General features: G+C 51.1%; 13 protein-coding genes and 1 pseudogene. 4 read left to right on the forward strand and 10 right to left on the reverse strand.

The annotated features are described in order from the left end of the window. Nucleotides 1–4: 4 nt before the first annotated feature. The 10 genes and pseudogenes from der to AC0IWZ_RS15610 form a co-directional block, all read right to left on the reverse strand. Entirely contained in the window at nt 5–1,510 is a 1,506-nt protein-coding gene (gene der, locus AC0IWZ_RS15565; RefSeq protein ID WP_034497662.1) for a ribosome biogenesis GTPase Der, read from the reverse strand. Between the two features lie 122 nt (nt 1,511–1,632). Beyond that, a complete protein-coding gene (bamB, locus tag AC0IWZ_RS15570; RefSeq protein ID WP_034497664.1) occupies nt 1,633–2,814 on the reverse strand; it encodes an outer membrane protein assembly factor BamB in 1,182 nt (393 codons plus the stop codon). Between the two features lie 10 nt (nt 2,815–2,824). Next, on the reverse strand, nt 2,825–3,445 hold the full coding sequence (locus AC0IWZ_RS15575) for a YfgM family protein (protein ID WP_034497666.1): 621 nt from the start codon (nt 3,443–3,445) through the stop codon (nt 2,825–2,827). A gap of 36 nt (nt 3,446–3,481) precedes the next feature. Then, nucleotides 3,482–4,756, reverse strand: coding sequence for a histidine--tRNA ligase (gene hisS / locus AC0IWZ_RS15580; protein WP_034497669.1), 1,275 nt, complete (start codon nt 4,754–4,756; stop codon nt 3,482–3,484). Nucleotides 4,757–4,873: 117 nt separating this feature from the next. Continuing rightward, nucleotides 4,874–5,995, reverse strand: a complete 1,122-nt coding sequence (gene ispG, locus AC0IWZ_RS15585) for a flavodoxin-dependent (E)-4-hydroxy-3-methylbut-2-enyl-diphosphate synthase (protein WP_471678965.1) — start codon at nt 5,993–5,995, stop codon at nt 4,874–4,876. A gap of 36 nt (nt 5,996–6,031) precedes the next feature. Beyond that, entirely contained in the window at nt 6,032–7,033 is a 1,002-nt protein-coding gene (gene rodZ / locus AC0IWZ_RS15590) for a cytoskeleton protein RodZ (RefSeq protein WP_471678964.1), read from the reverse strand. 439 nt (nt 7,034–7,472) lie between these two features. After that, nucleotides 7,473–8,639: a dual-specificity RNA methyltransferase RlmN gene (gene rlmN / locus AC0IWZ_RS15595; RefSeq protein WP_034497676.1), complete on the reverse strand. Its 1,167-nt coding sequence runs from the start codon at nt 8,637–8,639 to the stop codon at nt 7,473–7,475. Between the two features lie 178 nt (nt 8,640–8,817). Beyond that, entirely contained in the window at nt 8,818–9,249 is a 432-nt protein-coding gene (ndk, locus tag AC0IWZ_RS15600; RefSeq protein ID WP_034459186.1) for a nucleoside-diphosphate kinase, read from the reverse strand. A gap of 177 nt (nt 9,250–9,426) precedes the next feature. Continuing rightward, a pseudogene (gene pbpC / locus AC0IWZ_RS15605) lies at nt 9,427–11,708 on the reverse strand (peptidoglycan glycosyltransferase PbpC). Between the two features lie 52 nt (nt 11,709–11,760). Then, nucleotides 11,761–16,725, reverse strand: a complete 4,965-nt coding sequence (locus tag AC0IWZ_RS15610; RefSeq protein WP_471678963.1) for an alpha-2-macroglobulin family protein — start codon at nt 16,723–16,725, stop codon at nt 11,761–11,763. A 323-nt stretch (nt 16,726–17,048) separates the two neighbouring features. Here AC0IWZ_RS15610 and AC0IWZ_RS15615 point away from each other — a divergent pair, with 323 nt between their 5' ends. The 4 genes from AC0IWZ_RS15615 (at nt 17,049) to AC0IWZ_RS15630 (ending at nt 21,828) form a co-directional block, all read left to right on the forward strand. Beyond that, nucleotides 17,049–18,593 (forward strand): PTS transporter subunit EIIC, encoded by a 1,545-nt coding sequence (locus AC0IWZ_RS15615; RefSeq protein ID WP_471678962.1) that lies wholly within the window; start codon nt 17,049–17,051, stop codon nt 18,591–18,593. A gap of 11 nt (nt 18,594–18,604) precedes the next feature. After that, nucleotides 18,605–19,972, forward strand: a complete 1,368-nt coding sequence (locus AC0IWZ_RS15620) for a 6-phospho-alpha-glucosidase (RefSeq protein WP_471678961.1) — start codon at nt 18,605–18,607, stop codon at nt 19,970–19,972. Nucleotides 19,973–20,203: 231 nt separating this feature from the next. Then, nucleotides 20,204–21,055 carry a 3-mercaptopyruvate sulfurtransferase gene (sseA, locus tag AC0IWZ_RS15625; RefSeq protein WP_410373480.1) on the forward strand — a complete coding sequence of 284 codons (852 nt, stop codon included), beginning with the start codon at nt 20,204–20,206 and terminating at the stop codon, nt 21,053–21,055. Next, a complete protein-coding gene (locus AC0IWZ_RS15630; protein WP_034497691.1) occupies nt 21,055–21,828 on the forward strand; it encodes a MurR/RpiR family transcriptional regulator in 774 nt (257 codons plus the stop codon). The genes sseA and AC0IWZ_RS15630 overlap by 1 nt, the downstream gene beginning before the upstream one ends. Nucleotide 21,829: the final 1 nt, after the last annotated feature.

Here is a 21,829-nt window from a genome sequence, read left to right on the forward strand (position 1 = left end):
CGAATTATTTGCTTTTCTTGATGTGTTTGATCAAACGCTTACGTTTACGCATCTGGTTCGGTGTCAGGGTGTTACGTTTGTTGGCAAACGGGTTCTCCCCTTCTTTAAACTGAATACGGATTGGCGTACCCATCACATCCAGCGATTTGCGGAAGTAGTTCATCAAATAGCGCTTGTAGGAATCCGGCAGGTCTTTAACCTGGTTGCCGTGAATCACAACGATTGGTGGGTTATAACCACCGGCATGCGCATATTTCAGCTTAACGCGACGACCACGAACTAACGGCGGCTGGTGATCTTCCGCAGCCATAGTCATGATGCGAGTCAGTAACGCAGTGCTTACGCGACGCGTTGAGCTGTCATAAGCTTCACGAACAGATTCGAACAAGTTACCCACGCCGCTGCCGTGCAGTGCGGAGATAAAGTGCACGCGAGCAAAGTCGATAAAGCCAAGACGGTAATCCAGGGTCTCTTTAACTTGCTCTCTGACTTCGTTGCTCAGACCGTCCCACTTGTTGACGACAATCACCAGTGAGCGCCCACTATTCAGGATAAAGCCGAGCAGAGACAAATCCTGGTCGGAAATACCTTCGCGAGCATCAATCACCAACATAACAACGTTAGCGTCTTCAATCGCTTGCAGGGTTTTGATTACCGAGAATTTCTCAACGGTTTCAGTGATTTTGCCGCGCTTACGCACACCAGCGGTGTCGATAAGAATATATTCACGCTCATCACGTTCCATCGGGATATAGATGCTGTCACGCGTGGTGCCAGGCATGTCATAAACCACTACACGATCTTCACCCAAAATACGGTTGGTAAGCGTTGACTTACCTACGTTTGGACGGCCAACGATAGCCAGTTTGATAGGCAAATCGATAGGATTGAAGGCTTCTTCTTCTTCCTCTTCGATTTCTTCTTCACCTTCAGGAACAATGCCATGCTTAGCATTAAATGCCGCCCAATAGGCTGCATCTTCATCAATTTCTTCTTCTGGTTCGCGCGGGTTTTTATCGTCGATAAACGGAATCAGCACGTGTTCCAGCAAGGTTGTCACACCGCGACCGTGAGAGGCAGCGATTGGGTGAATTTCACCTAAACCCAGGGAGTAAAAATCAATTACCGCCTGATCGGGGTCCATACCGTCTGTTTTGTTCGCCACCAGGAAGGTTGGCTTCTGACGTGAACGCAAATGCTTAGCGATAGCTTCATCTGCAGGCATCAAGCCTGCACGCGCATCAACCATAAATAGCACGACATCAGCTTCTTCAATCGCTAAAAGCGACTGCGCAGCCATATGTGTTTCAACGCCATCTTCAGTGCCATCAATACCACCGGTATCAATAGCAATAAACTCGCGACCTTCCACTTCAGCACGACCATACTTGCGGTCGCGAGTCAGCCCCGGGAAATCCGCGACCAGCGCATCTCGGGTACGCGTCAAGCGGTTAAACAACGTGGATTTTCCGACATTAGGGCGCCCGACGAGCGCAACCACAGGTACCATGATAAAAGCCTCATTACTCAAAATTCATCATAAAACGACGTCAATTCACGTCGTTTCTAAAAACAGGAAACGGCTCCCGGACTACGGGAACCGTTTCGCTCATGCTATTACGTCAGGTAAGTTTAACGCTTGATAGCGTACAACGTACCATCTTTCGCCTGAATCAACAGTTTGTCGCTGGCAACAACGGGCTCAGTCTGGAACCCAGAGCTGTCCACTTTCTGTTGAGCAACAAAGCGACCATCGTCGGCATTGATCCAGTGCATATAGCCTTCGCTGTCGGCTACAACCAGATAACCGTTGTACAGAACAGGAGAGGTCAAATTACGGTGCAGCAAATCGCTTTGCGTCCACAGAGTCACGCCGCCATCAGCGTTTAATGCCACAACGCGGTCATTCTGATCGACGAGGAAAATGCGGTTCGCATCCACGATGAAATCGTTCACTGAACCCAGTTCACGTTTCCACATGACCTGACCCGAACGTAAGTCCAGCGCAGTCAGGTTGCCGTTATATGCCAATGCATATACAACACCATTCACGATAACTGGCGTGGTATCAACATCGCTCAGACGGTCGATTTCAGTCGCACCAGTTGCCTGAGAAATACGTTGCTGCCAAATCAGCTGACCTTGTTTCATCAACACAGCGCTGACACGTCCGTTATCGCCACCGACAATAGCTGCACCAAACGCTACTGCTGGAGCTGATTCGCCGCGCAGGGAAAGCGCTGGCATATCCAGGTTTACGGTCCATTTCACCGCACCGTCAGCTTCATCAAATGCCTGGAGCTGGCCGTTGCTGGTGTGAACCAGAACTAAACCGTCGCTCACAACCGGGCGAGAAAGGACTTCGCCAGCCGCTTTGCTTTGCCACGCAATACTACCATCAGAGGTATTAAGCGCATAAACCTGTGCTTTTTCACTGCCGACGTAAACGTGCGCACCTTCAACCGTTACGCCACCAGAAAGCAGTGCCGGAAGGTTGCTGGAATAGAAATTCGTTTTTTCAGAGAGATCGACGGACCAGACTTCTTTACCGTCGTCCGCGTTTACGGCTTTAACGGTGCCACGGCGGTCAGCGGCATAAACGTTGCCGTCCTGCCACGCTGGGTGCAGATTGGAATAAAAATCACCAATGCCGCTACCAACAGAAGTGCTCCATGTTTTTTCAGGTTCAAACTGGTTTTCAACTGTCGGCAGTGGAGACATTTTAACCACGTCTTCTTCACCGCTAAACAGTGAACAACCGCTGAGCAGCGTCAGAGAAATCAGCCCTGGTACAAGTAGTTTACGCAATTGCATCGGGTCCCTCTTAGCTCGACAAATTATTAATTTTCATCTGCATCATTTCGCGCAGGGCTGGAGAAGCATCAGTGTTTGAGCCTTTGCTCCACGCATCGCGTGCACCTTGCTTATCCCCTTTGCTGAGTAGCGCTTCACCGCGCAAATCAGCAACAATCGCTACCCAACCTTCACCTTTAATGCTGTCGAGGGTTTTCAGCGCCGCATCAGATTGCTTCTGTTGAATTTGAACACGCGCCAGACGTGCGTTGATCAACGCCTGCAGGTTTTCATCAGTTGTGTTGGCAAGACCTTGCTGCAGCTGAGCTGCCGCTTTCGCAAGGTCATTGTTATCAGCATACTTCTGCGCTAATTCCAGTGCTGCCAGAGCACCATAAGTATTTTTTGTGCCGGCTGCGAATTTCTCAGCGGCAGCCAGTGTGGCAGGATTATCTGCGCGCACAGCATCTGTCACTGTTTGGTATTCAAGAGAAGAAGCCATTACGCTTTCAGCTTGATGGCTGTTCCAGTAACGCCAGCCAACCAGTGCGCCAATACCCAGTACGACACCCACAACCAGCGCTTTGCCATTTTCAGCAAAGAAGCGTTTTACCGCATCAACCTGTTCGTTATCGTTTTCGTAAATTTCCACGCAGTCCTTCTCCTTAACGATTAATCACTGGGGAAATTAACCCAGTAGCGCCTGCAAATGAGCCACCGCGTTGGTTTGTTCAACAGTAGTTTGCTCACCTGTGCGCAGATCCTTCACGACCACCTGACCATTTGCGACTTCCGTTTCACCCAGCACCAGAGCCGCACGAGCGCCCCACTTATCTGCACGGACGAACTGTTTCTTGAAGTTGCCACCGCCATAGTTGGTCATCAGTTTGATAGCTGGGACCTGGTCACGCAATTGCTCGGCGAATAACATTGCCGCAGCTTGCGTTCCCTGACCTGACGATATCAGGTAAATATCGACAACAGATTCTGCTTTAAATTCAGGATTAATAGCCTGAACCAGTAAAACAAGACGTTCAAGGCCCATTGCGAAACCAACTGCCGGTGCTGCACGGCCACCGAGCTGCTCGACTAAACCGTCGTAACGGCCACCAGCACAAACGGTGCCCTGAGAACCAAGACTGCTGGTCACCCATTCGAAAACGGTACGGTTGTAGTAATCCAGGCCGCGCACCAGGCGCTGGTTTACGGTATACGCGATACCCGCAGCATCCAGGTACTGACACAGGCCAGCAAAGTGTTCACGAGAATCCTCGTCCAGATAATCGCCAAGCGTTGGCGCATCATCTAACAGTGCCTGTACTTCAGGATTTTTGGAATCGAGCACACGCAGTGGATTGCTGTACATACGACGCTGGCAATCTTCGTCGAGCTTTTCTTTGTGCTGCTCAAGGAATGCCACTAGCGCATCACGATAGTTAGCGCGTGCTTCCAGCGAACCAATAGAGTTCAGCTCAAGGCTGACGTGCTGGTCAATACCCAGCGCACGCCACCAGCGCGCAGTCAGCATGATTAGTTCAGCATCTATATCGGGCCCTTGCAGACCAAAGACTTCAACACCCAACTGATTGAACTGGCGGTAACGCCCTTTTTGCGGGCGCTCATGGCGGAACATCGGCCCGATGTACCACAAGCGCTGTTCCTGATTGTACAGAAGACCATGTTCGATACCGGCACGCACGCAGCCCGCGGTGCCTTCAGGACGCAGAGTCAGGCTATCGCCGTTGCGGTCCTCAAAGGTATACATCTCTTTTTCAACCACGTCGGTGACTTCACCGATGGCGCGTTTGAATAACGGGGTCTGCTCTACAATCGGCAAACGGATTTCACTGTAACCGTAGCTGCCGAGCACCTGTTTCAGAATGCCTTCAATGCGCTGCCAGATGGCGGTTTCGCCAGGCAGGTAATCGTTCATGCCGCGGATGGCTTGAATGTTTTTTGCCACGTTTATTCTCTACCGAATTTATACAAAAAATGAACCCGAAATCAGACTGTTTGCGAAAGCGAAACGTCTGGCGGGTTCAATCATACACGGGAAGCCGAATGCTTCCCATGTTTCGCACTATTTTTCCAACTGCTGGATACTAATCCGCTGCGATTCATCAAGCATGGACGCCTTGGCACGAATACGCGCTTCAAGCTGCGCAATCATGTTGTCGTTATCCATTCGCTCTTTTTGACGCACACCGTCTTCGTAAAAACCACTCTTCTTGTTGCCACCCGTCACACCCAAAGTGGAAACCAACGCTTCACCCGGCCCGTTCACCACACAGCCAATGATCGAAACATCCATTGGGGTGATGATATCTTCCAGGCGCTGCTCGAGAGCGTTAACGGTTCCAATAACATCGAATTCCTGACGCGAGCAGGTTGGGCAGGCGATAAAGTTAATACCGCGAGCGCGAATGCGCAAAGATTTCAGAATATCGAAACCGACCTTAATTTCTTCCACCGGATCAGCAGCTAACGATACGCGCAGCGTGTCACCAATACCTTCAGAAAGCAGTAAGCCCAGACCAATGGCAGATTTTACTGAGCCTGCACGCATGCCACCCGCTTCGGTGATCCCGAGATGCAGCGGCTGATCAATTTGCTTAGCCAGTAAACGATAGGATTCTACCGCCAGAAAAACATCGGAGGCTTTAACGCTGACTTTGAACTGATCAAAGTTAAGACGATCCAGATGATCGACGTGGCGCATCGCTGACTCTAACAATGCCTGCGGCGTTGGCTCGCCATATTTTTCCTGGAGATCTTTTTCCAGAGAGCCGGCATTTACACCGATGCGGATCGGAATGTTTTTATCCCGAGCGCAATCGACAACGCTGCGAATACGCTCTTCGCTGCCAATATTACCTGGGTTGATGCGTAGACAATCGACACCATACTCAGCAACTTTGAGGGCGATACGATAGTCAAAATGGATATCAGCGACCAATGGGACATTGACCTGCTGTTTAATCAGCTTAAAGGCTTCGGCCGCGTCCATAGTGGGAACCGATACACGAACGATATCGGCGCCTACTCTTTCTAACGCTTTGATCTGGTTGACAGTGGCTTCAACATCCGTAGTACGGGTGTTGGTCATTGACTGGACGGCGATCGGTGCCCCGTCGCCGATTGGCACATTCCCGACATAGATCCGTTTGGATTTTCTACGTTGAATTGGGGCTTGGTTATGCATTACAAATCTCCACAATTACGCGTCATGCAGGCTGGATTATTCAGCACTTACTGTAAGACGTGCAACCTGGCTAGTTCTGATAAAACGACTCAGATCGACAGGTTTACCCTGGAACTGAATCTGTACTGCCGCCGGAGCACCAATTTTCAACTTATACGGTGCCTGACCGGCTAAATTTAAATTGCCATCTTTACGCTGCATACCGCTGAACAATTTTTTACCCGTCGCATCGGTCACTTCCAGCCAGCAATCAGCATTGAAGTTCATGACTAATGCATTAGGATCAGCCGCAGGAGTGGTTACCGCAGCCTGGTCAGTTGGCAGAGCTGTATTGGGTGCCGGTGGCGTCGTTGTCTGGGCATTATCAACTGGAGCCTGGCTTGGTGCTACCACAGCGGAAGAGTCCGCCGGGGTAGTTTGTTGAGCCGTTGCTGCCGCAGCCTGACTTTGCGCTGGGTCAGTCGCAGAAGTCGATTGCGGTGCTGGGGTCTGCACAGGTTGCTGTGCAGAGGTATCAGCAGTAGACGAATCGCTGGTAGTCAATGGAACTGACTGGGAGTTACTGTTGCTGGCAGAAAGTTCAGCTGAAGATTGATCAGCCATTGTCGAGATTTCTTCCTGCGCTGCCTTATGGTTTTGCCACCACCAGGCGCCGGTCAGACCGACAACAACAAACAACACGAGCCAGGTAAAGCTCATCAGCCAGCCGTCACGTTTCTTACGGCGTTTCCCCAGAGAAAAACTTTGCATCGGAGCGACAATCGCCGCTCTGACTGGAGCTTGTTTTTCCATCATTGGCAACAGTTCTTCTTCCGGGATACGCACCAGACGTGCATAGGACCGGATATAACCACGCAGGAAGGTCGATGCTAACTCAGCTGGCGCCTTGTCATCTTCAATATCCCGAACGGTAGAAACTTTCAGGCACAGGCGTTCTGCCACGGCTTGTTGGCTAAGACCGAGTTCTTCACGGGCAACACGTAAACGTTCACCCGTGGTTTTTGCTGCATTTGATTCGTGAGTGGCTTCAGTATTCATTAGCTACAACTGCTGGAACTGTTCGATTGAGGAATTAGGCAGGAGCCTTGTCGCACAGCATTTCCGCTACGCCACAACTCCCGCTCCGCGAAACAAATTTGTGTTCTGAAGGCAACACCTTCAGACAACATAACATTTAGTTCAAACAACTTGTTCACTTAAACGAACCGCTTAACCTGAACAACTTCATCACTGATGAATTAACCATAGACAGCATTTGTAATGTTGTCAGCGGATTGCGACTGTGATGGCTTAAATAGATGCGCCTAAACTATTGTTGTACCGTTACATACTGCCTTAAAAGGCAGTGAAACGCACCGTAATTATTAATCTTAAAGACACTCGCGAAACTTGCATAACTGCAAGATATCACTATGTGTTTTTTGCACCACGCAGCAATTCAACCGCGTGGCACGAATCTGATTTAAACGAATGCTAATCAGACTGCTTTAACATCAATAGGTTCACCTTGCATACGTTTACGTAACGTACGCTTGGTGCGGTCGATAACTTCACCCGCCAACTGACCGCATGCTGCGTCAATATCATCACCGCGAGTCTTACGCACGATGGTCGTAAAGCCATAACTCATCAATACTTTTGAGAAACGGTCGATACGGCTATTGGAGCTACGGCCATACGGTGCGCCCGGGAACGGGTTCCATGGGATCAGGTTGATTTTACATGGCGTATCTTTCAGGCATTCTGCCAGTTGATGCGCATGATCAGTCCCATCGTTAACGTGATCCAGCAGAACGTATTCTACGGTGACACGGCCCTGGTTGGCGTTGGATTTCTCCAGATAACGGCGAACCGCAGCCAGGAAAGTCTCGATGTTATACTTTTTGTTGATAGGCATGATTTCGTCACGAATATCATCGGTCGGAGCATGCAGAGAAATGGCCAATGCCACATCAATCATGTCGCCCAATTTATCGAGCGCAGGAACCACACCAGAAGTAGAAAGCGTTACGCGACGTTTGGATAAACCAAAACCGAAATCATCAAGCATGATTTCCATCGCCGGTACCACGTTGTTCAGGTTCAGCAACGGCTCACCCATGCCCATCATCACCACGTTGGTGATAGGACGAACGCCGGTTTTCTTTTGCGCACCGATAATTTTCGCCGCACGCCAGACCTGACCGATGATTTCAGAAACACGCAGGTTACGGTTAAAGCCCTGCTGAGCCGTAGAACAGAATTTGCATTCCAGAGCACAACCTACTTGTGAAGAAACACACAGTGTGGCGCGGTCTTCTTCCGGGATATACACGGTTTCTACCAGCTGATCGGCAATCCTGATAGCCCATTTAATGGTGCCATCAGCAGAACGCTGTTCTTCAGCGACTTCCGGTGCACGGATCTCAGCAACTTCTTTGAGTTTGTTACGCAGAACTTTATTGATGTCAGTCATATCATCGAAGTCATCACTGCAATAGTGATACATCCATTTCATGACTTGATCGGCGCGGAATGGTTTTTCGCCCATTTCAGCGAAGAACTCACGCAGTTGCTGGCGGTTTAGATCCAACAGATTAATTTTTTCTGACTTGTTGGAAACGACTGAAACGGGTGTCTCAGGATTGACAATTTGCTCTGACATATTTTCTTCCGGCCTCGTTGTTACACGTTACGGCCCCAGGTGGGTTAAAAAAAGATACGCCCCGGAGAGCAGGCTCGTCCGGGGCGCAGCATTGTACAAATTCTATGGCACAGATGCCATGACTGAAAGCGAAGTACATACAAATAAAATGTAACTGTCGCTTAACAGTTAATGCTTATTAGCGAGTACGCGGGCAAACTTCGCCTTCAGCGAAGAAATAAGCAATTTCACGAGCCGCTGACTCTACAGAATCAGAACCGTGTGTGCCGTTCTCGGTGAAGCTATCAGCGTAATCTGCACGCAGAGTCCCAGCCAGCGCGTTTGCTGGGTTAGTTGCACCCAGAATATCACGGTGACGCTGAACGGCATTTTCGCCTTCCAGTACGCTAACCATGATTGGACCGGAAGTCATGAACGCAACCAGGCCATCAAAGAAAGGTTTGCCTTCGTGCTCAGCATAGAAACCCTGAGCCTGCTCAGAAGTCAGGTGCAGCATTTTTGCGCCAACAATCTTAAACCCTGCGGATTCAAAACGAGCATAAATGTTACCAATAACGTTTTTTGCCACCGCGTTTGGTTTGATGATGGAAAAAGTACGTTCAATAGCCATGATTACCTCTGTGTCTGTTCTGTTTGCCCGGTCCCTGATGGGATAACCGGTTATGATTTGGCGCCGATTATAATGAGCAAGTCTCGCATTGCCTATGGATGCAGATAACATTTTTTTAAAATAAGATGAATGTCAGCAACATTTTCAATGCGAAAGCCTAAAAATTAGGCTATTAGCTCATTGCAACGTGAAATGAGCGGCCGCTATCTGCCCCGCCTCATCAAGAGCTAAAACCTGATACGCCCCTGGTTTAACCAGATCCAACGCGATTCCATTGCTATTGTCACCCACCGGTTCGCCATTCAAAAACCACCAGCGTTTTCCTTGCCCACCTTGAGCGCTAAGACGAAGCACTAAGCGTAATTCTCCAGGCAGGCGCTTCAAAATAGCGCCCTCACGAACCCCTAACAACAATAAAGGCGTAACTTCATCTTTCTGCTGCGGAGGACATTGCTCTGAAACCGGCGGTAAACGCGCAGACCTTCTTTCACTTGCGGGCAACCACGGCTCAAGCGGCAACGGCCACAAAGAGATAGTTTGTTGTTTCGCGCCCGGGCAATCAGCAGCTACCTGTTTACCGTTATCATCCAACCAGACAACCTTTCTTGCGCCCTGCACGCCCTCTTGTCCCGGCGCTTCAAGCGTGGGCGGTTGGCTATTCTCCAGCAACCAACTGGTTAATCTGCGTCGGCAATTGTTGTCTCCGGCAGCCAGATTTTGCCCACCCGGCCAACAAATTTGCCCTTCAGAAACGGAGGCCGGACGAGGATCAACCGGCAGACGCGCCTTCTGCACGGCGGAACTGGCTTGCAGCAAATTGTTCACCTGGTTTAACAGCGGAATTGCACTGCCCGTTCCGAACTGCCCTGCAACCGGCGTGCTGTCCGGGCGTCCGGTCCAGATACCAATCAGATAGCGAGGATTGATCCCGATAGCCCACGCATCGCGGTAGCCATAACTGGTACCCGTTTTCCATGCCAGCGGCACGACAGCAGGTAATGTTGCGTCCGGTTGCGGTTGTGCTTCACCAGCCAGAACTCGACGAATAATCCAGGCCGCTCCGGCAGACATCAATGGCCGTTCAACGAGTGGTTGTCCGGGCTGCAAGCGCAACTGTGCGGCACGGCCATGGCGTGCAAAGGCGCTATAGGCTGCAACAATCTGATCCAGACGAGCGCCGCCGCCACCCAGAATCAACGAAAGATTAGGCTCACTTCCAGCCGGAAAACGCAGGTCCAACCCCACATTACGCAATTGTGCAGCAAAGCGTTTTGGACCATACGCCTCAAGAACCTGCACAGCCGGAAGATTAAGCGAGCGCACTAACGCTTCGCTCATGCTGACCGGGCCATGAAAGCCAGTGTCAAAATTTCCAGGGCGATAATCGCCAAAGCGCCGGGGAACATCCTGTAACAATGACGTGGGGTGAATCAGGCCATCGTCCAGCGCAAGAGCATAGGCAAAGGGTTTTAATACCGAGCCGGGTGAGCGAATGGCCGTCACCATATCTACATGCCCGAAACGGCTTTGATCATTAATATCAACCGAGCCAACCCAACCGCGAACCTCCATAGTAGTGTGGTCAACGACCAGTATCGCGAGAGACGAGCGTGGAGGAAGCTGCGCTTTCCAGTTCAGAGCCAGTTCTTCGAGTTGGCGCTGCAACGGCGCATCGAGCGTGGTCGTTATTTTCTGCGCTTTGCTGCGGCTCACCAGATAACGCGAAAGCAATGGCGCCAGCTGTGGCATCTGTCTTGGTGCCAGCCAGACCGGTTCTTCAAGGGATTCTTTTACCTGCTGCGGTTCCCAGACGGCTTGCTCCGCCATGCGCATCAGGACTTTATTACGCGCGGCTTGTGCTCTTTCGGGCCAACGATCAGGGCGCAAACGACTAGGCGCTTGCGGCAACACTGCCAATAAAGCGGCTTCTGCATAACTCAACTGCTGCGGGGATTTCCCAAGGTACACCCAACTGGCTGCCCCCACGCCCTGCAACGTACCGCCAAAAGGAGCACGATTCAGATAAAGCGTGAGGATTTGTTCTTTTGAGAGATACCACTCAAGTTGCAACGCTCGCCATACCTGCCGAACTTTGCCACCCAATGTTCGAGGATGCGGATCAAGCAAACGAGCCACTTGCATGGTCAACGTGCTGCCACCAGAAATCACTTTACCACTGAGAAGATCTTGCCAGGCAGCACGAATTATCGACAGCAGATTGATCCCCGGGTGATCCCAAAACCAGCGATCCTCATAATTGATCAAGGCTTCGAGGTAACGGGGGAAACATCGCTAACGGTGACTGGATAGCGCCAGATGCCATTCTCATCGGCAAAGCGCCACAGCGGAGTGCCATCCGCCGCGACCACAACTCGCGCTGGATTTGCCTGAGAAAGCGGTAGCGGCCAAAGCCTGTCCGCCAGCCAAATACCCAGCAATAAAACGAGTGGCAGCACCACGAATAGATAGCGGTGCCGCCAGCGTAAAGGCTTTCGCACTTTGTTTAGCCTTTTACGGATGTATAGTCAGCATACCGGTGCTGGCTCCCGTTGCCCGCCATTGCGGCACATACATTGATTCAACTTGTGATACAGGGACATGGTAGGTTCCCGGTGTGACAGCACGAGCAAGGTAAACCAGGGTCGCATGTTGGCTTTCGTTAAGCGGCAATGCGGCAACAAAGCGATCGTCACGGAATTCCATATGTTGAATGTCAGCCTGCTGCATCTGATTCAGTAAACCCTGAACCTGATTATCACTATCACTCAGGCTGGCACTGCTTTCAGAAAGGTTCTGGTTTTCGAGTTCAAGACCTGCTGGTAACAGATCAACAACTAACGCATCCGGCACATTTTTATCCGCCCAAACATCCAGCCAGACCATCACTAGCTCGCCACTTTTCAGTTCAGACAATGATTTACGATTGCCTTTTGCATCCAGGAACTGACGCTCAATATGCAAAACGTTGCTGTAAGGTGCCGGAGCCTGCTGCGGATAACCCACACTGTCTAAACGCAGGTATAAATTACCCGCACCGGTGTTAGTAACCTGCAACCCTGCGAGCTGCTCGGCATTCAAATTACGCGTGATGGACTGCGTGCCCGCCAGCGGCTCAGCAATAAATGACACCTGCGATTGCCAGTCACCTTTCGCTGTTTGCCAGTTACGACCTGCCAGGAACAGCGCGTTACTTTCCTGAGTGGAAAGCCAGCGTTGGCTGTAAGCAAGATTAGAAAGCTCCATCAGCAATTGATTTTGCTGCTCTGGCAGCAATTTGTTCTCTTCCAGAAGACTCAACTCCATGGCTTTATCACGCAGTTCGCTGCCGTAGTCAGCCATCCAGATACGTTCGTCGCTACGATTGGTTTTCAGTCCTAAAGTGATAGCCTGGTCACCACGTGGCGCATCGCCCATTAGTTTCAGCGCCACACCCAGTTGCACTAAAGGTAAACCAGCACGCGCCCTGTCATGGCGTGACCACAGTTCACGAAGCGCGCCTAATGGTGCTTTTTGCTGACGTGCAAGCACTTGCCCGGCATAAGCCTGCACAGCGAATTTACTGGCAGCAGCATCATCGCTGTAACGCAGCGCAATCAGCCCCGAATCCTGAAGATAACGCAGCAGGCGCTGGTTAGCTTTGTTCAGGGAATCGGTATTTACGCTGTATCCTTGCTCACTGGCACGCACCAGGAAATCAGTAACATAAGCGGTTAACCAGTATTCCTCCGGCCCCTCTTTATCCCACAGGCCAAAACTACCGTCGTCGCGTTGCATATCCAACAGACGCGAGATTCCCAGATCGATTGCAGCGCGACGCTGTTCATCCGTGGTTCCTTTGATTCCCAGAGACGCTAACTGTGCCTGATTGGTATAAAGCGATGGGAAAAGCCCGCTGGTTGTTTGTTCAAGGCAGCCATATGGATACGCTTTAAGTTCACGGATATAGCGTGCCAGGTTCAGCGGCGGACGCCCACTGAGCAGCACTTGTCCTTCAAGTGTTGCGGGAGCTAATCCTGAAATATGCTGCGGCGGAATATCCCATACTTCGCCCGGAGTCAGCACTGCACCGCTATTGATATTTTGTGCCGGGAAAGGAGGACGAACCCCGAGTTTCCATTGTTTCTGAATAGCTGGCAGCGTTTCGCCTGGCAGATTAAGGCCGCTGATTTGCGCCTCTAGCTGACCATCCCCAAAACCCTGCAACCCACGTACCGAAACAAACAACGTTTTACGTGCACCAGGAAGCAGTTGCACCGTCTGCGACGGTGCGGAATCCAGGGCAATCAAGCCACTGGCACTGAGGTTGATACTCAGTTGCTGTGGTTTATCGGTCAGGTTAGTGAGATCCATCGCTAAGCGACTGGTATCCCCACTCGCCATAAAGCGCGGAGCTGCAAGCTCAGTCACCAGCGGTGCGGCGACGACGACTTTATCTTCGCTATTGCCAAAATGATCGTCGGTCCAGGCTTGCGCCATCACGCGCAGTTCCCCATTAAAATCGCCAATTGGCAGGGAGACAGTCCCTTCGCCTTTATCGTTCAATTGCACCGGTTGAGCTTGCTGCGCAATGATAGTGACATGATTTACCGGTTTTTTACCGCCACGGCTGAGTTCATCACCTTCGTCGCCGCTACCACCAAAGCGCAATGCAGCCAAACGCCCTTCACCTTCAATTACCTGACCATAGATATCGTATAGATCCGCGCCGTAACGCTTGCGACCAAAGAAAGCGTCCCATGGATCCGGTGTTTTGTAGTCGGTAATATTCAGCACACCGCTATCAACGGCTGAAACCAGCACGTTAATTTGCTTCGGCATGACGCCATTAATCGCCTTAGTTTTGACTTTCACCGTGAGGTTTTGGTTAGGGCGCATTTTGGCCGGAGCATCTAGCTCGAGCGCCAGGCGGCGGCTTTCATCACCTAGCGGCAGATGTAAAATCCCCACAGCGCGTTTCGGCGTTGCAGCGCGGTTTTTATCACCCGGGCGAATGACCAGCGTGCTCAAATACAAGTCATGGCGCTGCCAGTTTTTGTCGACTGGAATTTCAATATCCAGCCCTTTTTCTGGCACATCAATTTCCTTCCACCACAACGGACCATCGCTGGACTCCACCATCGCGTAGCCTTTACCTGCTGCCGGAGCAGAGATATGCAGATTGATAGTGTCGCCTGCTTTGTAGCTCGGCTTGTCAATTTTCAACGTGACGCGGTCAGGACGGACAGCACCTTCCCCGTCGCTATTATCTTGCCAGCTGTAACCTGCCCAAAAACGGATACTGCTTATGATATCGTTTTCGGTGTCGCGCACTTCAAGACGGTAAGAACCCCACTCAACCGGGAAGGCTACTTTGCCTGTTTCGCCCGCCGCGAGATCCATTTTTTGTTCCGCTTCTACTAAATCTTTTTGGTCATACTGCGACTGCCAGCCTTGACCCTCTTCCCAACTCCAGAAGTAATCGCGACGTTCGCGAATCAGCCGGACATCGAGGCCAGAAACCGCCAGTTTTTCACCTTTTACATTGGCATAGACAATGTCAAAACCCGCGTTGGTATCTTCGTCGACGATCGGTTGAGTGCGGGTGCTATCGGTGCGGTAATCGTATATTTCTTTACTGGCAAACTGAGGGCGAATACCAGGCAGCGCTTCGGCAGGCCAGATTGCTTGCTCAGCACGTCGCGTGACCGGGCGGCCGCCGGACTCCAGCAAACTTGCTTGCAGCACCAGCTTTAACGGTGAATGAACATCAGACCATTGGCTGTCTGTGCTGACCGTTGTTTTGCCCTGCTCGTCAAGCTGGAGCTGGACTTCATCCAGGTTACGGGTGAGATTTTCTTCGTTTACGTCACCAAACTGGAATCCCGGTAAAGCCGCCACAGCTTCACGCAATGGGCGTAAGAACAGCTGGCCTTGCAGGTTATTCCCGGAGGCAGGCGCGCCATATAAATAACGCCCGGCAATCTGGAAGCTCACAGATTCATCTGGGCTTACGGGTTGTTTACTGTTGGTGATGTTGAGCGCCATACGCTCAGGCATGAAGTCTTCGACTTTAAATGTCCAGATACGTGGCTGGTTGTCACCCGTATTCACACGGACTTGCCAGTTGCCGGTCTGGACATCTTGATTCAATGGATAGCTAAACTGATACAGGCCATTTTCAGGTTTCCAGACTTGCGTTCTGGCAACCTGGCCGTCAGGTTTTACCACTTCCAGTTTTACAGGTTGCTCAGGAAGGACTTTACCATCGCTGTCACGCAGCAGGGCATTCACCAACACTGTTTCACCCGGACGATACAAATCACGAGGACCAAACATAAAGAACTGTTTGCTAAAGCCAGTCTCACCGGCAATGTTAAATTCAGCCAGGTCCAGCGCCGGGCGGCTCAAATCAAGCATGGTGGTTTGCTCAGCGGTACGCGCCAGCAATAACGTCCCTTTATCGGTTTTTTCAAGCGTGGCATGGCCATCACCGTCGCTCTTAGCTTGAGCCACGGTTTGCCCTTTCTCATTGAGCAATGTGATTTCTACACTGGATTGCGCCGCCCCGTTTTCCAGACTCTGCGTAAACACATCTAAACGGTTGTGGTAACGGTGCGCCGAGATACCAATGTCGCTCAGGGTGAACAACGTTGCCGCATTGCTGTAACTGTAATGCCCAGCCTGATTCATGATGGCGATATAGACACCAGGCGCTTGCAGCGGCTTAATTTCGCCTAACGGCAAGAGTAGTTTTTCTCGGGTATTGCGAGCGGGGTTGAGATCAAACCGTCCGGTGTACACCAGGTCTGCAAGCTTGAGTAAATTATCAGACTCCCAGTTAGACACGGAATTTCGGTACTGCCACTGGCTGATAAAGGAGCCCAATGATTCACTTTTTATACGGTAGAAATTGACGTCAATTTTATCAACGTTTAACGCCATTACGGGTAAACCGGCGATCACCTTAGTAGGCAGTAAGGAGCCGCGACTGGCAAAACCAACGCTCGGCTGAATATCACGGGTTGAGATTTTCTTCTCAAAATTCCTGTCGAAGGTCGCTTTATTTAAGGCAATTAGCCCGCTATCAACCGTGAGTATTAATTCGCGTTTGGGTTCAAGATGGCGCAGACGTAATTCTTTGAGGTTTGTGGAAATTTCCCAGGCCCCATCGACTTTACCGCTGGTTTTATCCACCAAATGCGCCACGCGTGAGAAATCCTGGTTGGGGTCTAACGGAATAGAAAATGTGAGAACCAGCGTACTTGCGCCATCGAGCTGTACTTCCGAAGCGTCCAGCAAGTTCAGCGGTTTGCCCGCAGAATTCTTCGCCAGCTTTTCAAGTTGAGAGGCATCTGGTTTTGCCGCTTTTTCAACAGGTTGTTGGGTCGAGGAATGACCTTGATCCACCGCCTGCGGTTTATCGTTATTGTCGCACCCAGAAAGAGACAGTGCAGCCAGCAGAGTCGCAGCCAGCGCGCCCAGACGTATTATTCTCATGCTTTATCCCTGGCCAATATGGCCCATTAGTCCATCCAGTATTACTTCTATTATGCGGGTACATTAAAAAAACGAAAGTATGAAGATTCTGCATTGCGGTATTTCTCGCAAAGGAAAAGATTATTTTTGCAACGCTTTCACTCCGCGTTCGGTTTCAAAGTGGAAGCCCGATCACGCCCTGAAAGGTTACATGTTACCTTCTGAGTCATTTGTTTTTAAAACAATAAGATAGATAGATCACCAGTTCATATTATTGCTACATTTCATGCTGAGTCGCTGCCCCAACGCGGTGTTTAGCCAAAGTGATAATAAGAGACTGCTAAATGAAAAGTGCCGTTAACGCCCTACAAAATTTCGGAAAATCGCTCTATGGCCCAGTGCTTATTTTGCCGATCGTCGGTTTATTTATCGCGTTTGGTAATGTATTGGGCAACGGTAATCTCGCTGAATATTTACCTTTTCTCGGCCATCCTTCGATTCAACATACCGGCGTTCTGATTTCTAAATCTGCCGTTTCGGTGCTGGCAAATCTGGCGCTGGTATTTGGCGTTGGTATTCCCATTGGTCTTGCAGCAAAAGACAAAGGCTATGCGGCTTTGATTGGCCTGGTCACGTTTATCGTCTTCATTAATGCGATGAACGTAACGTTGCAATTGCAGGGCGAGTTAGCACCAGCCGACCAAATGCGTGCCGCCGGGCAAAGCATGGTGCTCGGTGTGCAAGTGCTTGAGATGGGCGTTTTCGCCGGTATCCTGACGGGAGCATTATCGGGATATCTGTACAACCGCTATTCCAGCGTACAGTTTTCCGGGGCAATGGCGATTTACTCAGGCCACTGTTTTGTCGCCATTATTATGCTGCCCGTGTCGATGTTGCTCGGCGTGGTCATGAGCGAACTCTGGCCGTTTGCTCAGCATGGCATCAGCGCTCTGGCGCTGGCGATTAAAGGTGCCGGGGCGTTTGGCGTTGCCATCTACGGTTTCCTGGAACGCATTCTGGTGCCAACAGGTCTGCATCACCTGGTTTATACCCCCTTCTTGTATACCGAATTAGGCGGCACGGCCGATGTTTGCGGCAGCGTTTACCAGGGCGCGCGCAATATTTACTTCGCAGAAATGGCCTGCCCGAGCGTCCATCAACTTAGCAGCACCGTGGTGTGGGATGCACGAGGCATTAGCAAAATGTTCGGTCTGCCTGCCGCCGCTCTCGCCATGTATATGACTGCAAAACCCGAGCGTAAAGCCGCAGCCAAAGCGATTCTGATTCCCGCTGCGCTAACGTCGATGCTGGTTGGTGTGACCGAGCCGCTGGAATTTTCCTTCCTGTTTGTCGCTCCGCTGCTGTTCGGCGTACATGCGGTTCTGACCGGCATAGGCATGATGCTGTTCTATCTGCTGGGCGTTCACGCCATCGGCGCAAACGGCATTATCGATTTCATTCTTTATAACCTGCCGCTAGGCACGGAGAAGTCCAACTGGCCGATGTACATCGCTGTTGGGCTCACGATGTCGGTGATTTATTTCGTGGTGTTCCGCTTCCTGATTCGCCGTTTCGATATGAAAACACCAGGCCGTGAAAGCGATGACGAAGAGACAAAACTGTATAGCAAACAAGAATATCAAGCCAAAGGCAGCAACGATGGCTTGGGTGAAGCAATTATCGAAGGCCTCGGTGGCCGCGCAAATATTGAAGTGGTCGACAACTGTTACACCCGCCTGCGAGTTACGGTGTGCGATGTCTCAGCTATCGACGAGCCCCGCCTGAAATCGACTGGTGCTAAAGGGGTGATTAAACAAGGTAATAACGTTCAGGTGGTCTACGGGCTACATGTCAAAAAAATGCGTGAAGCAGTAGAGACGTTTCTCTAAAGGAGTCAATGATGTTTAAACCCCCATTTATTTTGTCCATTGCCGGTGGCGGTAGTACTTACACGCCGGGCATTGTTAAAAGCCTGATGGTGCGCCTGGCCGATTTCCCGTTAGCTGAAATTCGCCTCTACGATATTGATGGTGAGCGCCAGTCAGTGATTGCGCCGGTGGTTGAGAAAGTCATTCGTGACCACAGCCAAAGCATTAAATTTACCGTCACCACCGACCCGGAAGTGGCGTTTAGCGGAGCTCATTTCGTCTTCGCTCAAATGCGCGTCGGGCAATATAAGATGCGTGAGCAGGATGAAAAGATTCCACTCCGCCATGGTGTTGTCGGGCAAGAAACCTGTGGCCCTGGTGGGCTGGCATACGGTTTGCGCACTATTTTGCCGATGGTCGAGCTTTGCGATTTTGTTGAACGTTACGCCCATCAAAAAGCGTGGATTGTGAACTATTCCAACCCGGCGGCGATTGTCGCAGAAGGCGTGCGACGCCTGCGCCCGAAAGCACGCGTGTTGAACATTTGTGATATGCCCGTCGCCGCCATGCGTAATATGGGTGCCATTCTTGGTGTGGATCGCCACAAGCTGGAAGTCGATTACTTCGGTTTGAACCATTTCGGCTGGTTTACCCGTGTGCTGGTTGATGGTGAAGATCGCCTGCCGGAGTTGCGCCGCCATATCGCTAAGTTTGGCCTGCTGACGGAAGACGCCGCGCAAACCGATCCGCAGCATTCGGATCCTTCATGGGTGAAAACCTGGCGTCATATCAAACCGATTATGGACCATTTCCCGGAATTCCTGCCGAACCCATATTTGCAGTATTACCTGATGCCAAACGACATCGTTGAGCACCAAAACCCTGATTACACTCGCGCCAACGAAGTGATGGATGGGCGCGAGAAGAAACTGTTTGCTGCCGCCGACGAGTATAAAAAAACCGGTATTTTGCCGGATGCGTTCCACGTTGGTGTGCATGGGGCGTTTATCGTTGACGTCGCCTGTTCGCTGGCCTTTGATTTGCGCCAGCGCCATCTGGTGATTGTGGAAAACAAAGGGGCGATTGCCAACCTGCCATATGATGCAATGGTTGAAGTTCCGGCTTACATCACTTCGGAAGGGCCAGAACCTGTGCGCATGGGCGCGGTTCCGCTGTTCCATCAGACACTGCTCATGCAACAGTTAGCCTCTGAACAACTGCTGGTTGAAGCCACCATCGAAGGCAGCTACGAGAAAGCATTGCAGGCGTTTACTCTTAACCGCACCGTGCCGACAATGCAGCATGCAAAAGCAATTCTCGACGATATGATTGAAGCAAACCGCGATTATTGGCCGCAGTTACAGCAAGCGTGGAAAGATGGCGAAACCGTGAAAGCGTAACTTTATCTAATATTTACGGCGCACTTCGCAGCAGTAAACATGGTTGCTTGTCGGTTTGGTGAAAAACACCGACAATCCGTTAGCCCCAAAATAATTCGAGTTGCATCAAGGCGGCAAGTGAAAGAATCCCAAGGAGCTTAGTAAACTAAGTGATTTGGGTGAGTGAACGCAGCCAACGAAGATGTAGCTTGAAGTATGAAGGGGATATCAATTGACGATTCGGAGGCAACCATGTCCACCACTTTCTTCGTTGCGGGCGACTGGCTCGCAGAACATATTAATGACGAAAATATCCAGATTATTGATGCTCGCATGTTGCCTCCGGGCCAGGAGCATCGTGATGTCGCTGGCGAATACCGTGCCGGCCATCTGCCTGGTGCGGTATTTTTCGATATCGAAGCCCTTTCCGACCACACCAGTCCCCTGCCCCACATGATGCCTCGCGCTGAGGCCTTTGCTGTCGCCATGAGAGAGCTGGGTGTCAGCAGTGATAAACATCTGGTGGTTTACGATGAAGGCAACTTGTTCTCCGCACCTCGTGCATGGTGGATGCTGCGGACTTTTGGTGTGGAAAATGTCTCTATTCTGGCAGGCGGCCTGGCCGACTGGCTGCGCGAAGAATTGCCTCTTCAGCAAGGTGATGTTGAATTGCCGGAGGGTGAATTCGACGTGAATTTCGACCCAATGGTCATTAAACGTCTGACCGATGTTTTGCTGGTCAGCCATGAAGGAACGGCACAAATTGTCGATGCCCGCCCTGCTCCGCGTTTTAACGCGCAAGTCGATGAACCTCGTCCAGGTTTGCGACGCGGGCATATTCCTGGTGCGTTCAACGTTCCATGGAATGACCTGGTAGAAAACGGCCAACTGAAAACCACCGACGACTTGAACGAAATATTCACCCGTCAGGGCGTCAGCTTTGATAAGCCGATTATTGCAAGTTGCGGCTCAGGCGTAACGGCCGCCGTAGTTGTTCTGGCATTAACCACACTTGGCGTTAACGGTGTTTCACTGTACGACGGTTCCTGGAGTGAATGGGGAGCACGCTCTGATTTACCCGTTGAACCGGCACAAGCGCAATAATGGATAACCGCCTGGTCGGTTTGCTTGAACGCGGGGATTCATTGACCCGCGCTGAGTATCGCGTGCTCTCGCACCTGACTAACCACCCATTGCTGGTGGGGAATATTACGGTACGGGAACTTGCCCACGCGACGTTTGTTTCCAGCGCGACCATAATGCGGCTGTGCCAGAAGCTCGGATTTAGTGGTTTTAGCGAGTTTATCTGGCACTGCAAACAACTGCTTTCCAGCACGCCGCATATCGCCAATCAACCGGCACAACCCGCCGCCACGCTGCCGATTCTGTTTGACCAGTTCGTGGAGAATTACCGCCAGACGTTCCGATGGGTAACGCCGGAATTAATGGCGCAGTTCGCCACGCTACTGCGTGAAAAAGAGAGCTTCTTTTTGTATGGTGCCGGGTTTTCGTATCTATTCGCCGAATACCTGACCAAAAAACTTCAGGTATTGGGTAAAACGGCGTTCATTTCCGGGCCTGGCGATAGCCGGGGAATTTTCCTGAGTAATGCCTCTAAATATGAGGTTTTTATCGCCATTTCACGCAGCGGTGAAACCGAGCAGGTTTTGGATAAGGCGCGGATTGCGCAAAATGTGGGGATGTCGATTGTGGCGTTCACGCGAGCATCGCCAAACAGTTTGTCTGAACTGGCCGATGTGCATTTTTCTCTGTATGACGAGGCGATCCATTATGCGGCCGAAGCCGCAGGGATTACGTCTTTTGAATCAAACTTGGTGATGCTGATTGATTTACTGCTGCTGCAAGCAACAGCATAAG

The sequence above is a fragment of the Buttiauxella sp. AC142 genome (genome assembly GCF_979253435.1).

What these genes read in the sequence shown, in the direction of transcription:
- AC0IWZ_RS15630 (WP_034497691.1), top strand. Translation starts at nt 21,055, where the DNA reads ATGGATAACCGCCTGGTCGGTTTGCTTGAACGCGGGGATTCATTGACC.
- AC0IWZ_RS15615 (WP_471678962.1), top strand. Translation starts at nt 17,049, where the DNA reads ATGAAAAGTGCCGTTAACGCCCTACAAAATTTCGGAAAATCGCTCTAT.
- rodZ (WP_471678964.1), bottom strand. Translation starts at nt 7,033, where the DNA reads ATGAATACTGAAGCCACTCACGAATCAAATGCAGCAAAAACCACGGGT.
- der (WP_034497662.1), bottom strand. Translation starts at nt 1,510, where the DNA reads ATGGTACCTGTGGTTGCGCTCGTCGGGCGCCCTAATGTCGGAAAATCC.
- sseA (WP_410373480.1), top strand. Translation starts at nt 20,204, where the DNA reads ATGTCCACCACTTTCTTCGTTGCGGGCGACTGGCTCGCAGAACATATT.
- AC0IWZ_RS15620 (WP_471678961.1), top strand. Translation starts at nt 18,605, where the DNA reads ATGTTTAAACCCCCATTTATTTTGTCCATTGCCGGTGGCGGTAGTACT.
- AC0IWZ_RS15610 (WP_471678963.1), bottom strand. Translation starts at nt 16,725, where the DNA reads ATGAGAATAATACGTCTGGGCGCGCTGGCTGCGACTCTGCTGGCTGCA.
- bamB (WP_034497664.1), bottom strand. Translation starts at nt 2,814, where the DNA reads ATGCAATTGCGTAAACTACTTGTACCAGGGCTGATTTCTCTGACGCTG.
- ndk (WP_034459186.1), bottom strand. Translation starts at nt 9,249, where the DNA reads ATGGCTATTGAACGTACTTTTTCCATCATCAAACCAAACGCGGTGGCA.
- rlmN (WP_034497676.1), bottom strand. Translation starts at nt 8,639, where the DNA reads ATGTCAGAGCAAATTGTCAATCCTGAGACACCCGTTTCAGTCGTTTCC.
- ispG (WP_471678965.1), bottom strand. Translation starts at nt 5,995, where the DNA reads ATGCATAACCAAGCCCCAATTCAACGTAGAAAATCCAAACGGATCTAT.